The following is a 16,780-nucleotide window of genomic DNA, read 5'->3' on the forward strand; positions in this document are numbered from 1 at the left end:
TTTTTTATTCTACGCTTGTTTCTAAAACTACATCCGCAAAAGTATTATCATCACCTATATTTAAAATTACTTCACATTGACGCAATCTCAATTCAAAGAGCATGATAGAATCATGATAGATTTCAGGATTTGATTTCATCTTATGTAATATCTCTTGTTTTTCTTGTATTTCTAAATGCGTGTTTTCTACAGCTTGCTTTAAGGAGTTAAATGGATTCCTAAAGAATATATTAATATCTCGCTCTTGTGTGTTTTCAAACAGCTCAAATTGCAAGAAAAATTTCTTCATAATAGAAGCCGTTACTTCAGTATAATCTTCATTTTCTACATACTGTTTGTATTTGTTATATAGCATAGATTTATTTTTAGGAAGAACTCCAAACAATTTACCGGCACTTTTCAGTAAAAATTGTGCTGGCGTAAATCGACGTAAAATATTTACTTCATCCATTTGTATTCTAGTCGTCATCCTGTCAGTATCTCTGCGCCAGTCATCAAGCACTTTAAAGTCACATTCTAACTGTATTCTATTTTCTCCAAATAGTGAATTAAGCCCTTCACTAAGTTCTTCTAAATACGTTTGACTTTGAAGAAGCTCATTATTAGAAGTTGCAATCCAATTTTGCATAGAAAGAGCCAGATTAGGTAACACAGTTTGTTCTAAATATTTATGCACTCTTTCATTCATTGCTTTATTTAGTTCCGTATCCATGTGCCCGAAATCACTTTCTTCACTAATTAAATTAGAACAGCTCTTTAATATCTTCGGAATATTTTCAGTAAGATCATTTGTAATTTCAGTCTTCATTGAACGATATGATTGTGTAATGAAATGAATTTTTTCCCTCTCAAATGTAGTAAGGTTATTAATGCTACCGTTTAGTTTCACTAGCATATCTTCATTCCAATTAATAGCATCCACCAGATTATTTTCTTTCTCAACACGTTTATCCAAAAGATATGTAATTGTTTTTCGAATGAAAAATAATAACTTTTCAGTACGTTCTGCATCGATATTTTTATGATTAAAGTTAAAATGAATAAACTCAGTTAAATCATTTAATTGTTGACTACTTGTATATAACGAGGAATAAGGGAAAATTCTCGCATACGGGAAATATGTGTTTATTCTCGTTGCCGTATCATGTAATACCCTTTTCACTTCTGCTTCACTGTAAATGTTATCGATTTTATTTAATAAGAAATGAATTTGTAAATTTGGCGTATGTTCTTGAATACTTAATAGAATGTCACGTTCTTTATCAGTAAAAGGTGAATCCGCATTCAATACGAACAGTAATTCGTCTACAGAATTTAAATATTCGAATATCTCATCTCTAGTGTCGTTATTCCTATTAAAGCCAGGTGTCACTACAAATGTAAGTTTATTTTCATTTAAAAATCTGCATGGTAATTTAAATTCAACACACGCTCTATCTCTATATGTTTGATGGTGCTGAGACATCATATTATGGTAATCAGAGACATCTTCCGTTGTTGTAATTGCTGAGTCTGTTATAGCGTTTATTTCTATATGAGCATCATTTTTTAAAACTACTACATTTGAAATTGATTTTTCTAATATATTTTCTCCTAATATAGAGTTAATAAATGTAGTTTTTCCGTTCCCTGAAGTTCCCGTTACTAAAATACGATTTGTTCTTAAATCTGCGAGCTCGTCAACTAACCATTTAAATCGGTGACCTATTTCTATATTCTGCTTTTGTGCCCACTGTGTAATAGATTCAAAAAGGTGTAAGCTGTACTCTAAGCCATTTACATGATTAATAGAATGTGACAGTAAGTTTTCCGCATGTTCTATATTTGCTGAATCTATTTTGGAAGGGAAAATCTCATCCCATGCCAATACAGCTGCAGATGGAAATACAGCATAAGATGGATTGACTACCTTTAACCAATTTGCTAACAGATTTGGTATGATATCGTTTAATTGTCTAAGCGTATATTGACCTTGAATTAATGCAAAGTACGTTTCTTCGTAAAGAGCAGAAACTTTGTTCCATATATCAGACGAATGTATTTCAATATGTAAGAAAAATTCATTTATTGTGTTAAGCCACAATAAGTAATTTTTTTCATTTTTATAACTGTTCCAGAGTGATGAAACCATTTGCGTAAATTGTACTTGATCTACATTATTTAATGTAGCTAATGCATCATAAAAATAGTCTGGTGAAATATGTTTAGTAAACCCTTTATCGATATATCCTTTTAACACCTCAAACCAAGGATACGATTCTATGCGAATTAACTCATTCACAGCAAGCTCTACTGCACTATCAAAATCTTGCTGTTCCTCATAAAAGGAACGGGCAATTTTTGTGACATTCGGATAATCAGGATTTAAAGAAACTGCTTCTTTAATAACACCGAAAGCTGAGTCAAAATTATTTTGCTCAATGTAAAGAGAAAGTAATTGTAGTCTAATTTCGGTCATCAATATTTTATTATCAGTAGTAATAGAAGTATAAATATTTTCAGCAAATGATAACTGATTCAGTTCGAAATAAGCATCCGCAATATTTTTTTGTGCCCATGGTGCTAATTCATTACTAACCTTCTCCCATTTAAAAATAGCTGCTTCAAAATCTTGATGACGATAATAAAATTCACCTTGTGCAAAACGAATATAAGACCCATCAGAAATCTCATTTTTTTCTTCGTTTACATAAGCTTGTCCAAGTACGTCAAGAGTTGGTTTTGTTTCATTCTCCATTAGGAATGTTTCATAATACATCTTTTTTATTAATTGTTTTTCTAATCTCATCTTTTCCCCCACTATATCTTGAAAATACATTTTTAAGATATGTCAATACTTTTTGTATGTATACTTTTTATCTTAACAAAGAATATCTTTTGGAAAATTTCATTTTCCTTTCATTTTTCAAGTTAGATTGAATTTTTATGAGAAAAGTTTCAGTTTTTTTTCAATTACCTTTCAGTTATGAAACAGCATTAAATGTTCCTAATAACCTAATAACACTATAATATTCCACATTATATTATCAAGAAAACCCCATATAAACCATATTATAAAAACAATCTATATTGAATTTATATACATAATTAATTGTGCTGTCAAACAAAAAAAACAACAATAGGAGCCAACAGCTATTCATACCATTTCTTTCTCAAATTGTTTTCCTTTAAAATGTTTCAGTAGTTATGTAATTAAATTCCATTAACCTATATAAATAACTAGTCCAAAAAATATCTATATGCATATCATGTTATAGTAAAGAATTTAGGAGATCCTAAAAGGAGGCATTTTCATGTTTGAAGATAAATCTAAAATAAATTACCCATATGAATTTACTGAAACTACAACAGTTCCTCTAAAGAACCCCATTGATAAAAAATTCAAGAACGGCACAGGTACACATAACTTCCCAATTAAGAAGCACTATAAAGAGCAAGTTCTATACACTGAAAAAATTAATAATAATAAAAATAAGTAATTGTATAGATCTTTATAACAATTAGCTAAATAAGAAGCAACATTCAACCATGCATAGTTATTTAGTTAGTAATGATACAATTCATGCACATTTTAAAAAGTGCTGTATACAGCGCTTTTTTATACATAGATAAATTTAAGCTAACACAACCAAGAAATAAACGGTAAAATTACTCCACCATATTCTCGTTTAACTATTAAATCTACATATGAAAAGGGAGCAACAGTAAATGTTGCTCCCTTTTGAAATATAATTTATTCACTCTACATAACCCTCTTAAACATCTTCTCCAACTCATAAGTAGAATGATGCACAAGAATCGGTCTTCCGTGTGGGCATGTGTATGGGTTTGTTGTTGTACGTAATTCTTCCAGTAAGGCAAATATTTGATCGTTCGTTAAATATTGATTCGCTTTAATGGATGCTTTACAGCTCATCATGATGGCTGCTTCTTCACGTAACTTTTTAATATCCACTTTTTTTAGTTTGACAACTTGCTCCATCATTTCATCGATAATTTCTGTTTCTTGTCCTTTCGGGAACCATGTTGGATGCGAGCGGACGATAAAGGATTGATGGCCGAATTGTTCTAAAAATAGCCCAACTTTTTTTAGTTCTTCTAACTGTTCTTCGACACGTAAAAATTCAGTAAGAGATAGATCAATACGGTACGGTACAAGTAACTCTTGTACTTCTTGTGCTACCCTTCCTACTTTATCACGGAAGTATTCATAATTAATACGTTCCTGCGCGGCATGCTGGTCAATCATATATAAGCCTTTATCATTTTGAGCGAAAATATATGTTCCATGCATTTGTCCAATTGGATAAAGCGGTGGTAAGTCATTCCCGTTCATTTCAATCTCTTTTATTTCCCGAACTTCTTCTTCTAATTCCTCTAGTTCAAAATCCTCTTCATTACTATCCCACGATTTCTCTTCTTGAATTGGTTCTTCGATTATCGGTTTAGTGGATGGTTGCCAACTTTGTTCTTCTCTTATGAGCGACTGTGGTGGTTGCCATTCTTGTTTCGGCGGTTGCCACAGTTGTGGTGGCTGTTTCACAGCCTGCGGTTCTTCTTGTTTTGCATCCATGCCAGTTGGTAAAACAATGTCCGGCATAGATGGTTCTTTCGGCTTCGCATGCTCAAACTGGAACTGTTCTTGCACACTTTCGTCTTTTTCTTTTTTCTTCGTTGTTACGCCTGCATCTGGAATGAGCTGTATTTTTTTAAATGCAGCTTGCAATGTTTCTTCGATCAGCTTTAGCAATTCTTGTTCTTTACTAAAACGAACCTCTAACTTCGCTGGATGTACGTTAACGTCAACTAGCATTGGATCCATTTCAATCGATAAGAAGCCAATTGGATACCGGCCGACTGGCAGTAATGTATGGTATCCTTGCTGAATTGCTTTCATTAGTACAAAGTTTCGAACGTAACGACCATTTACGATCGTTGACATATAATTACGAGATGCTCTCGTTACTTCTGGTAATGTTACATAGCCTTTAATTGTAAAGTCTAAAGATTCAGCTTCAATTGGAACAAGCTTCTTCGCAACTTGAATACTGTAAATCGATGCAAGTACTTGTCTTACATCACCGTTACCTGATGTATGAAGCAATTTCTTTTCATTATGAAACAGTTTTAACGATACTTCTGGATGTGACATTGCAATACGATACACGATATCTGTAATATTCCCGAGCTCCGTATGAATGGTTTTCATATATTTAAGACGCGCTGGAGTATTAAAGAATAAGTTTTGTACTGTAATATCTGTTCCTTTTCGGCTCGCAGTTTTCTCTTGTTTTATAATGTCTCCACCTTTAATTATGAGGTGTGTACCAGGCGCATCACCTGTGCTAGTAATTAATTCTAATTCACTAACAGAGGCAATACTCGGCAATGCCTCACCGCGGAAACCGAGTGTTCTTATGCGAAACAGATCGTTTTCATCTTTAATTTTACTCGTCGCATGGCGTTCAAAAGCGACGATACAGTCTTCTTCTGCAATACCATCACCGTTATCAATGATACGAATTTTCGATAACCCAGCTTCTTCTAAGTGGATTTCAATAGATGTACTATTCGCATCGATAGAATTTTCCACAAGTTCTTTTACGACTGAAGCAGGGCGCTCTACTACTTCCCCTGCCGCAATTAAGTTAGAGAGTTGGTCATCGAGTTTGCGAATTTTCCCCATCTACTTACTCATCCTTTCTTTAACTTTTTCTGTAAGCGATACAATTCGTTCATCGCTTCTAAAGGTGTCATATCAAGTAAATCTATTTTTTTAATTTGCGCCAATACTGCTGTTTCTTTTTGATCTAGCAGAGGTTTGTCTTGTTTCTTCGAAGACTGTTCTCCTCCAAAGAAAGATAGTTGCGATTCTTCTTCAGTCTCTACTTTCGTTTCCTGTATTTCTGCTATTTCCTCTTTTACAACTACAGGTTCTGGAGCAGCTTCTTGTACTTTCACTTCTACTCGTTTTGGAATAATAATTTCTTCCTGTCCTTCTAGCTGTGCTAACACTTCTTTCGCGCGGGCGATTAAGCTATCTGGAAGCTCTGCAAGTTGCGCAACGTGAATTCCGTAACTTTTATCTGCTGCCCCGTCTTGAATTTTATGAAGGAATACTACTTTTCCATTCTCTTCAATTGCTGAAACGTGTACATTTTTCAGTTGATCTAAACTCTCTTCTAACACCGTTAATTCGTGATAATGCGTAGAGAATAACGTTTTTGCACCAATTTGGTCATGAATATGTTCAATAATTGCTTGTGCAAGTGCCATACCATCATAGGTAGATGTACCGCGTCCAATTTCATCGAATAAAATTAAACTTCTTTCTGATGCGTTTGCAATTGCATTTTTCGCTTCTAACATTTCGACCATAAATGTACTTTGACCTGATATTAAATCATCCGCTGCACCAATTCTCGTAAAGATTTGATCAAATACAGGTAATACTGCTTCTGTTGCTGGTACGAAACAACCGATTTGCGACATAACCGTTACAAGTGCTAATTGTCTCATATACGTACTTTTACCAGACATGTTCGGCCCTGTAATTAAAAAGACATCCATATTCTCTGGCATAATACAATCATTCGGTACATACAATTTCCCGTTCAATACTTTTTCAACGACAGGATGACGACCATCTTTAATAAAGATTTCGCGCTTCGTTGTCAGTACAGGTTTTACAAACTGTTCTTCTTCACTAACTGTCGCAAAACTTTGCAGTACGTCTAATTCACTAATTACTTTCGCTAAATGTTGTAATTTCGGAATAAATACTTTTACTTCTTCACGAAGTGCTGTAAATAAATCGTATTCTAGCTGTACAATTTTTTCTTCAGCTTCTAAGATTAACGTTTCTTTTTCTTTCAGTTCATCTGTAATGAAACGTTCAGCATTAGCAAGCGTCTGTTTACGTTCATAGCGACCTTCTGGAAGTGCTGCAAGATTCGCTTTCGTTACTTCAATGTAGTAACCGAAAATACGGTTGTATCCGATTTTTAACGATTTAATTCCAGTAATATCACGTTCTCTTTTTTCAAGCTCAGCAATCCACGTTTTCCCGTTTTTACTCACGTAACGATATTGATCAAGCTTGTCATTATACCCATCTTTAATAATATCTCCATCTTTAATTGAAAGCGGTGGGTTTTCTTGAATACTTCTTCCTAGTAATTCTGTTAAGATTTCACATGGATCTGCACCTTGAATTAATCTCGATGCATAAGCGTTATCTAACAAACTAATTGCTTCTAAAATAGCTGGCACTTGAAGTAATGAACGTCTTAATTGTAATAAGTCTCTTGCATTTACGTTACCAAATGCAACTTTTCCTGCTAAGCGTTCTAAATCATATACTTCTTTTAACTTTTCTTTTAAATCTTCACGTAAGAAGTAATCATTTACAAACGTTTCAACCATTTCTAAACGCTCTTCAATTCTTTCTTTCTGTATAAGTGGACGTTCCATCCACTGTTTTAACATACGACCACCCATAGCTGTTTTCGTCTTGTCCAATAACCATAATAGTGATCCTGTTTTTTCTTTCGTCCGAAGTGTTTCTGTCAGTTCTAAGTTTCGCTTTGAATGTACATCAATTTTCATAAATTGATTCGTATAATAAATTTCTACTGGTTGCAAATGATCTAAAGAACGTTTTTGCGTTCTTATTACATAGTTAAATAAACGTCCAACTGCTTTAATTAATTTTGCTTGTGAAACATTTTTCACAAGATGTTCTAATCCTTCCGGAATTGCCGTTGCATCTTCATACGAAATCGTCATTTTCAATGTTTCAGTTAACTTGTTTAGTTCATCTTTAGAAAATGAAGAATCAACAACAATTTCTTTCGAACCAGTTGCATACACTTCTAATAAAATATCTTCTACTGAACCAGTCAGTAACGTTACTGTATTTTGTCCAGTCGTTAAGTCGTTACAAGCTAATGCATATGATCCATCTTCAAAATGTGTTAATGCGGCTAAGAAGTTGTTTTCTTTCTCATCAATTGTACGCCCTTCCATCATCGTTCCTGGCGTAATTAATTGTACTACTTCACGACGTACTACACCTTTAGCTGTTTTCGGATCTTCTACTTGCTCACAAACAGCTACTTTATATCCTTTTTCAACAAGTTGTTCAATATAGTTTTTAGCCGCATGATATGGTACACCGCACATCGGTATACGTTCACTACTACCACCATCTCGGCTCGTTAATGTAATTTCAAGTTCATGGGCTGCTTTAACAGCATCCTCAAAGAACATTTCATAAAAATCGCCTAAGCGAAAAAATAAAAAGGCATCTTGATAATCTGCCTTAACCTTTAAATATTGCTGTATCATAGGCGTATATTGAGTCATACTTTTCCTCCATAATTCTTACATGATAATCTATTTTCATATATGTCGCATTTCACGGACACTCTTATCTCCTATTTCAGGAGTCTTTCTTCATTATAACATATTTCATAAAGAATCATGTTCATTCAGCGCCACTTATGTAAAGTAAAAAGCTAGGAAGAACTTCTCCCTAGCTTTCTATTACTCTTCTTCTGCATCAACGATAAAGTTCGGATCTAATTCTTCAAATTCATCATCAGCAATTTGGAAATCATCATCTGATTCTACGCAGCCTTCAGGATTTACACTTACACAAATTTTCGTTTCTCCAACTACTTCTGTTACAAATTCACGTTCTACAGTTACAACAATTTTATTACCATTTGGTGATACAAGTGCTTCTAAACAATTTGGCGGCTGAATAACACGAGCAATAATTTCTAAATCGTCACCAGAAAAGTTTTTATCACGATAACCAATACTTACTTCGTCCGTGTAGTTCACACGTTCTGTTACAACTTCAGTCTTTGTATTTCCATCAAATGAATACCAAGTGTTCACATCATAGAAACCTTCAATTTCCACATGTTTTCCATTCTTTCTTGCTTCGTACGAGTGGTTAATTACCCAGCACCCTAAAATACTTGTTGGCTCATTATTCGATTCACATGTATGCGTTGACTTTGTATACTTACGTCCTTTTCCAACCACTGCTTTTGTAATAATCTCTCTAAATTCGGACATTCGTAACCCTCCTCAATCACTATTCACTTAATCATATGCGTGACAATAGCGGAATGTGTCATTCTTTTTTTTGAGAAGACCTTACGTTTAATCCACAAAAAAAGAGATGTCAATATGACATCTCTTTAACAACCACAATTTCCTTTTTTACTTTCTACCGCCGCGCCAGTTTCACCCTTTAGTACATCGCCACCAGTTGAAATTAATATTTCATCTGTTACGTTGTTAGAAATTGTACTAGCAACTAACTGTAATAAGTCATTTACGTATGTTTGTGAAGATTTAAATTGTTGTACGACTGGAATACTGTCTAACTTATCTTGCAATGCATCAATTTCAGCTTCTACCTTTTTTAAAGCTTCCCATTTCCCGTAATGTTGCAAGTTTACTGCTTGTTTTTGCAGTGCTTTAATTTCATCGATTGCGCGCTTTACATTTTCATTTTTATGAATTTGCGCCTCTGCTTTCTTAAAAAAATCAACTTCTTCTGTTTCAGAAATCATTTTTGCTAATTCTTTCGCTTGTTCAACAATGTCATCTTTCGAATATACTTTCATCTATTATTTCACCTCAATCGGCTCTTCAACTAATTCCCCGTTAAGAGACCAAGTTTTTGCTTCCGTTATTTTTACTTTCACAAGCTGTCCAATTAAAGATTTTGAAGCGACGAAGTTTACAAGTTTATTCGTACGAGTATAACCTGCAAGTACTTCCGGATTATTTTTACTTTCCCCATCAACTAACACTTCTACAATTTGACCTTTGTAACGACTATTCTTTTCAATTGCCAACGTATTTACTAGTGTATTTAAGCGTTGAAGACGTTCTTTCTTTACTTCCATCGGTACATTATCTTTCATTTTTGCAGCTGGTGTACCTTCGCGAGGAGAGTAAATGAATGTAAAGGCAGTATCAAACCCTACTTCACGATATAACGACATCGTTTCTTCAAATTGCTCATCTGTTTCATTTGGAAAACCAACGATAATATCTGTTGTTAATACTGCATCTGGAATTGCTTCTTTAATTTTTCTTACAAGTTCTAAATAATGCTCACGCGAATATTTACGTGCCATAATTTTCAGCATATCCGTACTTCCAGATTGAACTGGTAAATGGATATGTTCTACTAGGTTGCCACCTTTGCCAAGCACTTCAATTAAGTGATCATCGAAATCACGTGGATGGCTCGTTGTAAAACGAATACGGGCAATATCAACTTTACGAAGTTCGTCCATTAAATCGCCAAGACCGTATTCTATATCTTCAAAGTCTTTACCATATGCATTTACGTTTTGACCAAGTAAAGTAATTTCTTTATAACCATTTGCAGCTAAATGACGAATCTCTTGGATAATATCTTCTGGACGTCTACTTCGCTCTTTTCCGCGTGTATACGGTACAATACAATACGTACAGAATTTATCACAGCCATACATAATATTTACCCAAGCTTTAATATCACCACGACGTACTTTCGGAAGGTTTTCAATTACGTCACCTTCTTTTGACCATACTTCAACTACCGTCTCTTTCGAGAACATCGCATCTTTTAGAATGTACGGTAATCTATGAATATTATGCGTTCCAAATACCATATCTACATGCTGATTTTTTTGCATAATTTTATTTACAACAGATTCCTCTTGAGACATACAACCACATACACCAATTAAAAGGTCTGGATTTCTTCGTTTGAGTGACTTTAAATGGCCTAGCTCACCAAACACCTTATTTTCAGCATTTTCACGAATTGCACAAGTGTTTAATAAAACTACATCTGCATCCTCAGTTGAAAAAGTTGGTTCATATCCAAGTGCGGTGAAAATGCCTGCCATTACTTCCGTATCATGCTCATTCATTTGACAACCATATGTACGAATATAGAACTTTCTTCCTGTACCAAAATTGCGAAACTCTTCAGGTAAGCCAAAATCCCGTTCAATTTTAACTTCTTCTTTCCCGCGCTTTTTCGCATCCTTTAAGGAAGGTGGTTGATATACACTTTCAAAGTATTTACTATAATCTTTCTCTTCTTTTTTCGTAGAGGAATTTGCTTGTTGACTTGCTAATCGTTGTTGCTCGTTCATCGGTAATCTCCTTTCACCCTTAACTATACATACTCTATAGTCCATTTTAATGCGCCTAGACTCACCTCAAAAATGGTTAGATAGCTTGAGAGATAACTTGTCCTTTGAAACTTGAGTAATCAATCTAATCATTCATAAGAATGAAGTCTTCCCCACGCAAATAGACATTCCCTTTTTATCATTTCTTGTTGTCCTACCAAAAAGCATATTGCTTTATCCCTATAAACATTACCATAGTATGATGTATTTCGCCAATTTTAACAATAAAGAGGCCCTTTATTATCTTACATTTCATAAGCAATGAACTTGCCATTTTCATACAACGATTTATATATTATTTTATCATTCTGAATTTTCTAAGTAAATAAGACTACCCTATATTTTTGTACATAAAAAAAGGTTACCAAATCGGCAACCTCCTCTTCTTACATTACATAAATTCAGCAACAAGCTCATCAAACATTTTCTGATCCATATTTAAATCAGATTTCACTAAAGGCTCTTCACTATAGCCTTTAACAAGTTCTTGATATGATGGTTGCTTAGTATTTTGATAAATTAACCCTGTTACTAAACCGTTATTTTCCATTAAAGTTTGCATAGCCATCATGCGATTAGATGGATCATATCCCTCTACTGTGCTTAGTTTCGTTAAATTCTCTTTAAACCAATCGTAAGTATTTACTTTATTGTAAGTAACACATGGGCTAAATACGTTAATTAATGAAAATCCTTTATGGTTAATACCAGCTTCAATAATTTGTGTTAATTCTTTTAAATCACTCGAAAAGCTTTGCGCCACAAATGTCGCACCAGCTGTTAAGGCCATTTCCATTACATTTAGTGATGGTTCAATTGAACCTTGTGGTGTGCTTTTCGTTTTAAATCCAGCTTCACTACGTGGTGAAGTTTGCCCTTTTGTTAATCCGTAAATTTGGTTATCCATTACGATGTACGTAATGTCGATATTACGACGAATAGAATGGATTGTATGACCCATACCAATCGCAAATCCATCACCGTCACCACCTGAAGCAATAACTGTTAAATCACGATTTGCCATTTTCACACCTTGCGCAATTGGAAGGGCACGACCATGAATACTATGCACACCATATGAATTAATATAACCTGAAATACGGCCTGAACAGCCGATACCAGAAATAACAGCAAGTTCATCTGGATTTAGGCCAACGTTAGCTGCCGCACGTTGAATTGCAGCTTGCACTGAGAAGTCTCCGCAACCTGGGCACCAGTTTGGCTTTACACTGTTACGAAAGTCCTTAAATGTTGCCATTTAATACAACCCCTTTTTTGCATTCGTTGTAAATCTCTTTCGGCAAGAATGGGTTTCCATCATATTTTAAAAGACTAGAAATTTTCTCACCATTACCAAGATTCATTTTCATAATGTTAGCAAGCTGACCTGTTGCATTGTTTTCTACTACTACAACACGCTTCGCCTTTTTCACAAGTGGATCGATTTCAGCTGTTGGGAACGGGTGAATTAAACGCACATGAGCATGGTTTACTTTCATACCCTCTTGTTCTAAACGCGTCATTGCCTCTTCGATCGCACCACGAGTTGAGTTAAATCCAACAAGCAATACGTCTGCTTCTTCATACTTAACATTTTTATAAACAGGGGTATTAAACTTCAAGTTCTCCATTTTACGGAAACGTTTGTCCATTTGATCTTTACGGTTTATTGCTGATTCCGATGGTTTTCCAGTTTCATCATGTTCTACACCTGTAACATGGTGAACACCATTTTTCATACCAGGTAAAACACGTGGTGAAACGCCGTCTTCTGTTACTTCATAACGCTTGAAGTATGCTTTATTTTCACGTTCTGGTAATTCTACTTCTAAATCAAGCTTACCACGACGAATTTCCACTTTATCTAATTTAAGTGGTTCTACTGTTTGTTTTCCTAAAGAAAGCTGTAAATCCGTTAAGAAAATAACAGGAACTTGATATTCTTCAGATAAGTTAAATGCTTCTACAATGTCATAGAAAGCTTCTTCAACTGTACTTGGCGCCATTACGATTTTTGGAATTTCACCATGCGTACCGTAAATCATCGCCATTAAGTCAGACTGTTCTTGCTTAGTTGGTAATCCTGTACTTGGGCCGCCACGTTGTGTATCAACAATTACTAATGGAGTTTCTGTAATACCTGCTAAACCGATTGCTTCCATCATTAATGAAAGACCTGGACCAGCAGATGCCGTTAATGTACGAACACCAGCATAGTTTGCACCGATTGCCATTGTACAAGCTGCGATTTCATCCTCAGTTTGGATTACTGTTCCGCCGACTTTCGGTAATTTTTTAATTAAGTATTCCATAATTTCTGATGCAGGTGTGATTGGGTATGCTGACATAAAACGAGCACCACCAGCTACCGCACCAAATGCGATTGCATCGTTCCCAATCATAAACATGCGTTTTTTACCATCAGCTTTTTCAAGCTGCATCATGTTTACTTTCTCACCTAGTAATTCTTTCATATATTGAGAGCCACGTTTAATTGCGTCCATATTCTTTTGAACGACTTGCTCTCCTTTACGACCAAAGATTTCTTCAACAACATCTAAATAAGCTGTTTCATCTAATCCTAATACTGCACTTGATGCTCCAACAGCAACCATGTTTTTCATTAATGATGTGCCTAATTCTGAAGCAATATCTGTAAACGGTATCACATATAGATTTACATCTGTATTGTCAGGTATTGTTGGATTAAATTTCGCATCCGCAACTACAATTCCACCTGGACGTAGTTCGTGGAAATTAAAATCAATTGTTTCTTGGTCAAAAGCAATTAAAATATCTAAATCATCTGAGATCGCTCGTACTTCTGTTGTACTTACACGAATTTTATTATTTGTATGGCCGCCTTTTATACGTGATGAGAAGTGGCGGTAACCGTATAGGTAATATCCTAATCGGTTTAATGCAATACAGAAGATTTCTCCTGTACTTTCAATTCCTTCACCTTGTTGGCCTCCAACTTTCCATGAAAGTTGACTAATCATCTCCTACACCCCTTTTGGCTGCATTCATTGTAGTGTATTTTTTTACAGTAATAGTTTAGCATTTTTTATGCAAATAAACTACAACGGACGCAAATTATGCCTCTTCTGATTTCCCTGAATCTTTAGTATAAAGCTATTTTGTTTTTCATTCTAGTATTAGGTCTTAAAAAAAGCAATAAAATCAAATGAATTAATTTTAATTTTTCTGAATTTTAAACCGAAACTTAAAAACTCATATGTTCTACAAAATTATCATATAAAAATCGTTCTACAGTAGATGTAGCATAGTGTTTACAAAGCTCATTCATTACATTTTCATAATCTCGATAAACTGATACATTTACAACTGTTTCTAAAATCCCATCAAAATCTGAACCAAATCCTATATTGTACTCTCCACCTAATGAACAAATATATTCGATATGTCTTACTATATCTGTTATATTTGCTTCATTTTCATTCGTTAGAAACTGCGGTACAAAAGTGACACCGATCATGCCATTTTTCTTTATAAGAGCTTTAAGTTGTTCATCGTTTAAATTACGTGGGTGCTCGCAAAGTTTCATACAATTTGAGTGGGAAGCAATAGGATTTTTTGCAATCTCTATAACATCCCAAAAACTTCTTTCATTCAGATGAGACACATCAGTCCATACATGTAGCGCATTCAGTTCTTGTACAACCTGTTTACCAAAATTCGTTAAACCCGCCCCACGTGTCTCTAGCGCACCATCAGCTAAGAGATTGGCATAATTCCATGTTAGTCCAAAAGAACGTACTCCTAGGCGATACAACAACCGTAATTTCATTGCTTCTTTTCCAATTGCTTCGCATCCTTCTAGTGTTAATATCGCTCCAACCTCGTCCTGTTTTAACATGTTAATATCATCTTTTGTCTGAATAAACTTTACACCTGGTAGGGATAAAATTTCATTATAAAAAATATCTACCATTTGTAATGCTGCTTCAAATCGGTTTTCATATGCCACTGTTTCTGGTACATATATAGCAAAACATTGTATACTTCCTTTTCTTCTCTTTAACTGTTCAAATGTAATATGTAATTGTGAATCATCGTTAAAATTCCTTTTCCCTTGTGCACTCCATAACTGAAGAAGCACGTCACAATGAGCATCAAAAATTTTCATTTTCATTCCTCCATTATAAAAACAACCTGTTTGCATACTGCAAACAGGTTGTTTAAAACTTAACGAGGTTCTACAATTAATTTTATTGCTGTACGCTCTTCGCCATCAATCATAATATCTGTAAACGCTGGGATACAAATCAGGTCCAAACCACTAGGCGCTACAAATCCTCTTGCAATTGCTACTGCCTTTACCGCTTGGTTCAATGCACCTGCACCAATAGCTTGAATTTCTGCTGTTCCGCGTTCGCGAATAACACCTGCAAGTGCACCAGCTACAGAATTAGGGACCGACGTTGCTTTAACTTTTAATATTTCCATTCCGCGTTTCCTCCTCGTTTCTTTAAAAAGTATTAGCAATTATTTCACTTTAACTTATATTCACGAGGAATGGCGCGTATTCCTGCTAAATTTTCGTAATTTTTCTAAAAAATTAAAATATAATAACTTATCTAAAATTTAACGGGAATTTACTCAAAAAATGGTTGATCGTCATTAATTAAAATACGTTCAATTTTCTTTGCTTTTCCTGTATTTGGATCCACATCAATTAACACTGCACTTAATTGCGTTCTACCATTTGTTACTTCAAATCGTACTGGTAAGTTTGTTAAAAACTTCTTCAATACTGCTTCTCTATCCATACCTAATATTCCATCATACGGCCCTGTCATTCCAACATCTGTAATGTATGCCGTTCCGCTTGGTAAAATACGGTTATCTGCTGTAGGGACATGCGTATGCGTACCTACTACTGCTGTAGCACGTCCATCTACATACCAACCTAGCGCTTGTTTTTCACTTGTAGTTTCCGCATGGAAGTCAACAAAGATAATATTCGTACGTTTTTTCGCAATATTAATTAATTCATCCACTTTACGGAATGGACAATCAATCGGAGGAAGGAAAGTACGTCCTTGTAAGTTAATAACTGCAACTTCTGTTCCATTACAGTTCACAAAGATAAGTCCTTTTCCTGGAGTTCCTTCTGGGAAGTTAGCTGGTCTTGCAAGATATTTTGCATCATCGATGAATTCAAATACTTCACGATTATCCCAAGCGTGGTTTCCAAGTGTAACTGCTTGCGCCCCACATTCTAAAAAGTTTCGATATATTTTTTCTGTAATCCCACGGCCACCTGCTGCGTTTTCTCCATTAATGATTGTTACTGTAGGTGTATATTTTTTCTTTAATGCCGGTACGTATTGTTGAATCATACCTCTACCAGGAGATCCTACTACATCCCCAACAAATAATATTCTCATATGTCTTACCCTTTCTATGTACTGCATTTTTTATTGCTATAGCATCAAGTAAATTCCTTATAATATGTTTATTATAAGTTTGTTTCACTTTTATACTATATAACTAACTGTCTTTATTTTATCCAATTCCAACACAAAAAAATAAAG

General features: G+C 34.7%; 12 protein-coding genes. 1 reads left to right on the forward strand and 11 read right to left on the reverse strand.

The genetic code is table 11. From position 1 onward, the window contains the following. Positions 1 to 4: 4 nt before the first annotated feature. Positions 5 to 2,788: a dynamin family protein gene (locus ACTFSL_RS11125; RefSeq protein WP_001235307.1), complete on the reverse strand. Its 2,784-nt coding sequence runs from the start codon at positions 2,786 to 2,788 to the stop codon at positions 5 to 7. Between the two features lie 505 nt (positions 2,789 to 3,293). Between ACTFSL_RS11125 and ACTFSL_RS11130 the strand changes: the two genes are divergently transcribed. Continuing rightward, positions 3,294 to 3,479 carry a hypothetical protein gene (locus ACTFSL_RS11130; RefSeq protein WP_000461138.1) on the forward strand — a complete coding sequence of 62 codons (186 nt, stop codon included), beginning with the start codon at positions 3,294 to 3,296 and terminating at the stop codon, positions 3,477 to 3,479. A 263-nt stretch (positions 3,480 to 3,742) separates the two neighbouring features. On the opposite strand, the gene mutL is transcribed toward ACTFSL_RS11130, so the two are convergent. From mutL to ACTFSL_RS11180, 10 genes are all read right to left on the reverse strand, one after another. Next, a complete protein-coding gene (gene mutL, locus ACTFSL_RS11135; protein WP_000516465.1) occupies positions 3,743 to 5,686 on the reverse strand; it encodes a DNA mismatch repair endonuclease MutL in 1,944 nt (647 codons plus the stop codon). An 8-nt stretch (positions 5,687 to 5,694) separates the two neighbouring features. Next, positions 5,695 to 8,367 (reverse strand): DNA mismatch repair protein MutS, encoded by a 2,673-nt coding sequence (gene mutS, locus ACTFSL_RS11140; protein ID WP_440041737.1) that lies wholly within the window; start codon positions 8,365 to 8,367, stop codon positions 5,695 to 5,697. Between the two features lie 180 nt (positions 8,368 to 8,547). Beyond that, positions 8,548 to 9,090, reverse strand: coding sequence for an outer spore coat protein CotE (gene cotE / locus ACTFSL_RS11145; protein WP_001288799.1), 543 nt, complete (start codon positions 9,088 to 9,090; stop codon positions 8,548 to 8,550). Between the two features lie 125 nt (positions 9,091 to 9,215). Beyond that, positions 9,216 to 9,647 carry a RicAFT regulatory complex protein RicA family protein gene (locus ACTFSL_RS11150; protein WP_000870461.1) on the reverse strand — a complete coding sequence of 144 codons (432 nt, stop codon included), beginning with the start codon at positions 9,645 to 9,647 and terminating at the stop codon, positions 9,216 to 9,218. 3 nt (positions 9,648 to 9,650) lie between these two features. Next, positions 9,651 to 11,180 (reverse strand): tRNA (N6-isopentenyl adenosine(37)-C2)-methylthiotransferase MiaB, encoded by a 1,530-nt coding sequence (gene miaB, locus ACTFSL_RS11155; RefSeq protein ID WP_001005386.1) that lies wholly within the window; start codon positions 11,178 to 11,180, stop codon positions 9,651 to 9,653. A 430-nt stretch (positions 11,181 to 11,610) separates the two neighbouring features. Continuing rightward, positions 11,611 to 12,477 carry a 2-oxoacid:ferredoxin oxidoreductase subunit beta gene (locus tag ACTFSL_RS11160; protein WP_000190155.1) on the reverse strand — a complete coding sequence of 289 codons (867 nt, stop codon included), beginning with the start codon at positions 12,475 to 12,477 and terminating at the stop codon, positions 11,611 to 11,613. Beyond that, positions 12,464 to 14,221, reverse strand: a complete 1,758-nt coding sequence (locus ACTFSL_RS11165) for a 2-oxoacid:acceptor oxidoreductase subunit alpha (RefSeq protein WP_440041739.1) — start codon at positions 14,219 to 14,221, stop codon at positions 12,464 to 12,466. Before ACTFSL_RS11165 ends, ACTFSL_RS11160 begins: the two co-directional genes overlap by 14 nt. A 224-nt stretch (positions 14,222 to 14,445) precedes the next feature. Continuing rightward, positions 14,446 to 15,369 carry a dipeptidase gene (locus tag ACTFSL_RS11170; RefSeq protein ID WP_000688046.1) on the reverse strand — a complete coding sequence of 308 codons (924 nt, stop codon included), beginning with the start codon at positions 15,367 to 15,369 and terminating at the stop codon, positions 14,446 to 14,448. 59 nt (positions 15,370 to 15,428) lie between these two features. After that, a complete protein-coding gene (spoVS, locus tag ACTFSL_RS11175) occupies positions 15,429 to 15,689 on the reverse strand; it encodes a stage V sporulation protein SpoVS (protein ID WP_000404341.1) in 261 nt (86 codons plus the stop codon). A gap of 149 nt (positions 15,690 to 15,838) precedes the next feature. Beyond that, complete coding sequence (locus ACTFSL_RS11180; RefSeq protein ID WP_001221095.1) at positions 15,839 to 16,633, reverse strand: TIGR00282 family metallophosphoesterase; 795 nt, start codon at positions 16,631 to 16,633, stop codon at positions 15,839 to 15,841. Positions 16,634 to 16,780: the final 147 nt, after the last annotated feature.

The sequence above is a fragment of the Bacillus cereus group sp. MYBK108-1 genome (assembly GCF_051917185.1).
GTDB classification, from domain to species: domain Bacteria; phylum Bacillota; class Bacilli; order Bacillales; family Bacillaceae_G; genus Bacillus_A; species Bacillus_A cereus.

Coding starts and splice junctions, on each gene's coding strand:
- ACTFSL_RS11125 (WP_001235307.1), bottom strand. CDS start 2,788: ATGAGATTAGAAAAACAATTAATAAAAAAGATGTATTATGAAACATTC.
- ACTFSL_RS11130 (WP_000461138.1), top strand. CDS start 3,294: ATGTTTGAAGATAAATCTAAAATAAATTACCCATATGAATTTACTGAA.
- mutL (WP_000516465.1), bottom strand. CDS start 5,686: ATGGGGAAAATTCGCAAACTCGATGACCAACTCTCTAACTTAATTGCG.
- mutS (WP_440041737.1), bottom strand. CDS start 8,367: ATGACTCAATATACGCCTATGATACAGCAATATTTAAAGGTTAAGGCA.
- cotE (WP_001288799.1), bottom strand. CDS start 9,090: ATGTCCGAATTTAGAGAGATTATTACAAAAGCAGTGGTTGGAAAAGGA.
- ACTFSL_RS11150 (WP_000870461.1), bottom strand. CDS start 9,647: ATGAAAGTATATTCGAAAGATGACATTGTTGAACAAGCGAAAGAATTA.
- miaB (WP_001005386.1), bottom strand. CDS start 11,180: ATGAACGAGCAACAACGATTAGCAAGTCAACAAGCAAATTCCTCTACG.
- ACTFSL_RS11160 (WP_000190155.1), bottom strand. CDS start 12,477: ATGGCAACATTTAAGGACTTTCGTAACAGTGTAAAGCCAAACTGGTGC.
- ACTFSL_RS11165 (WP_440041739.1), bottom strand. CDS start 14,221: ATGATTAGTCAACTTTCATGGAAAGTTGGAGGCCAACAAGGTGAAGGA.
- ACTFSL_RS11170 (WP_000688046.1), bottom strand. CDS start 15,369: ATGAAAATTTTTGATGCTCATTGTGACGTGCTTCTTCAGTTATGGAGT.
- spoVS (WP_000404341.1), bottom strand. CDS start 15,689: ATGGAAATATTAAAAGTTAAAGCAACGTCGGTCCCTAATTCTGTAGCT.
- ACTFSL_RS11180 (WP_001221095.1), bottom strand. CDS start 16,633: ATGAGAATATTATTTGTTGGGGATGTAGTAGGATCTCCTGGTAGAGGT.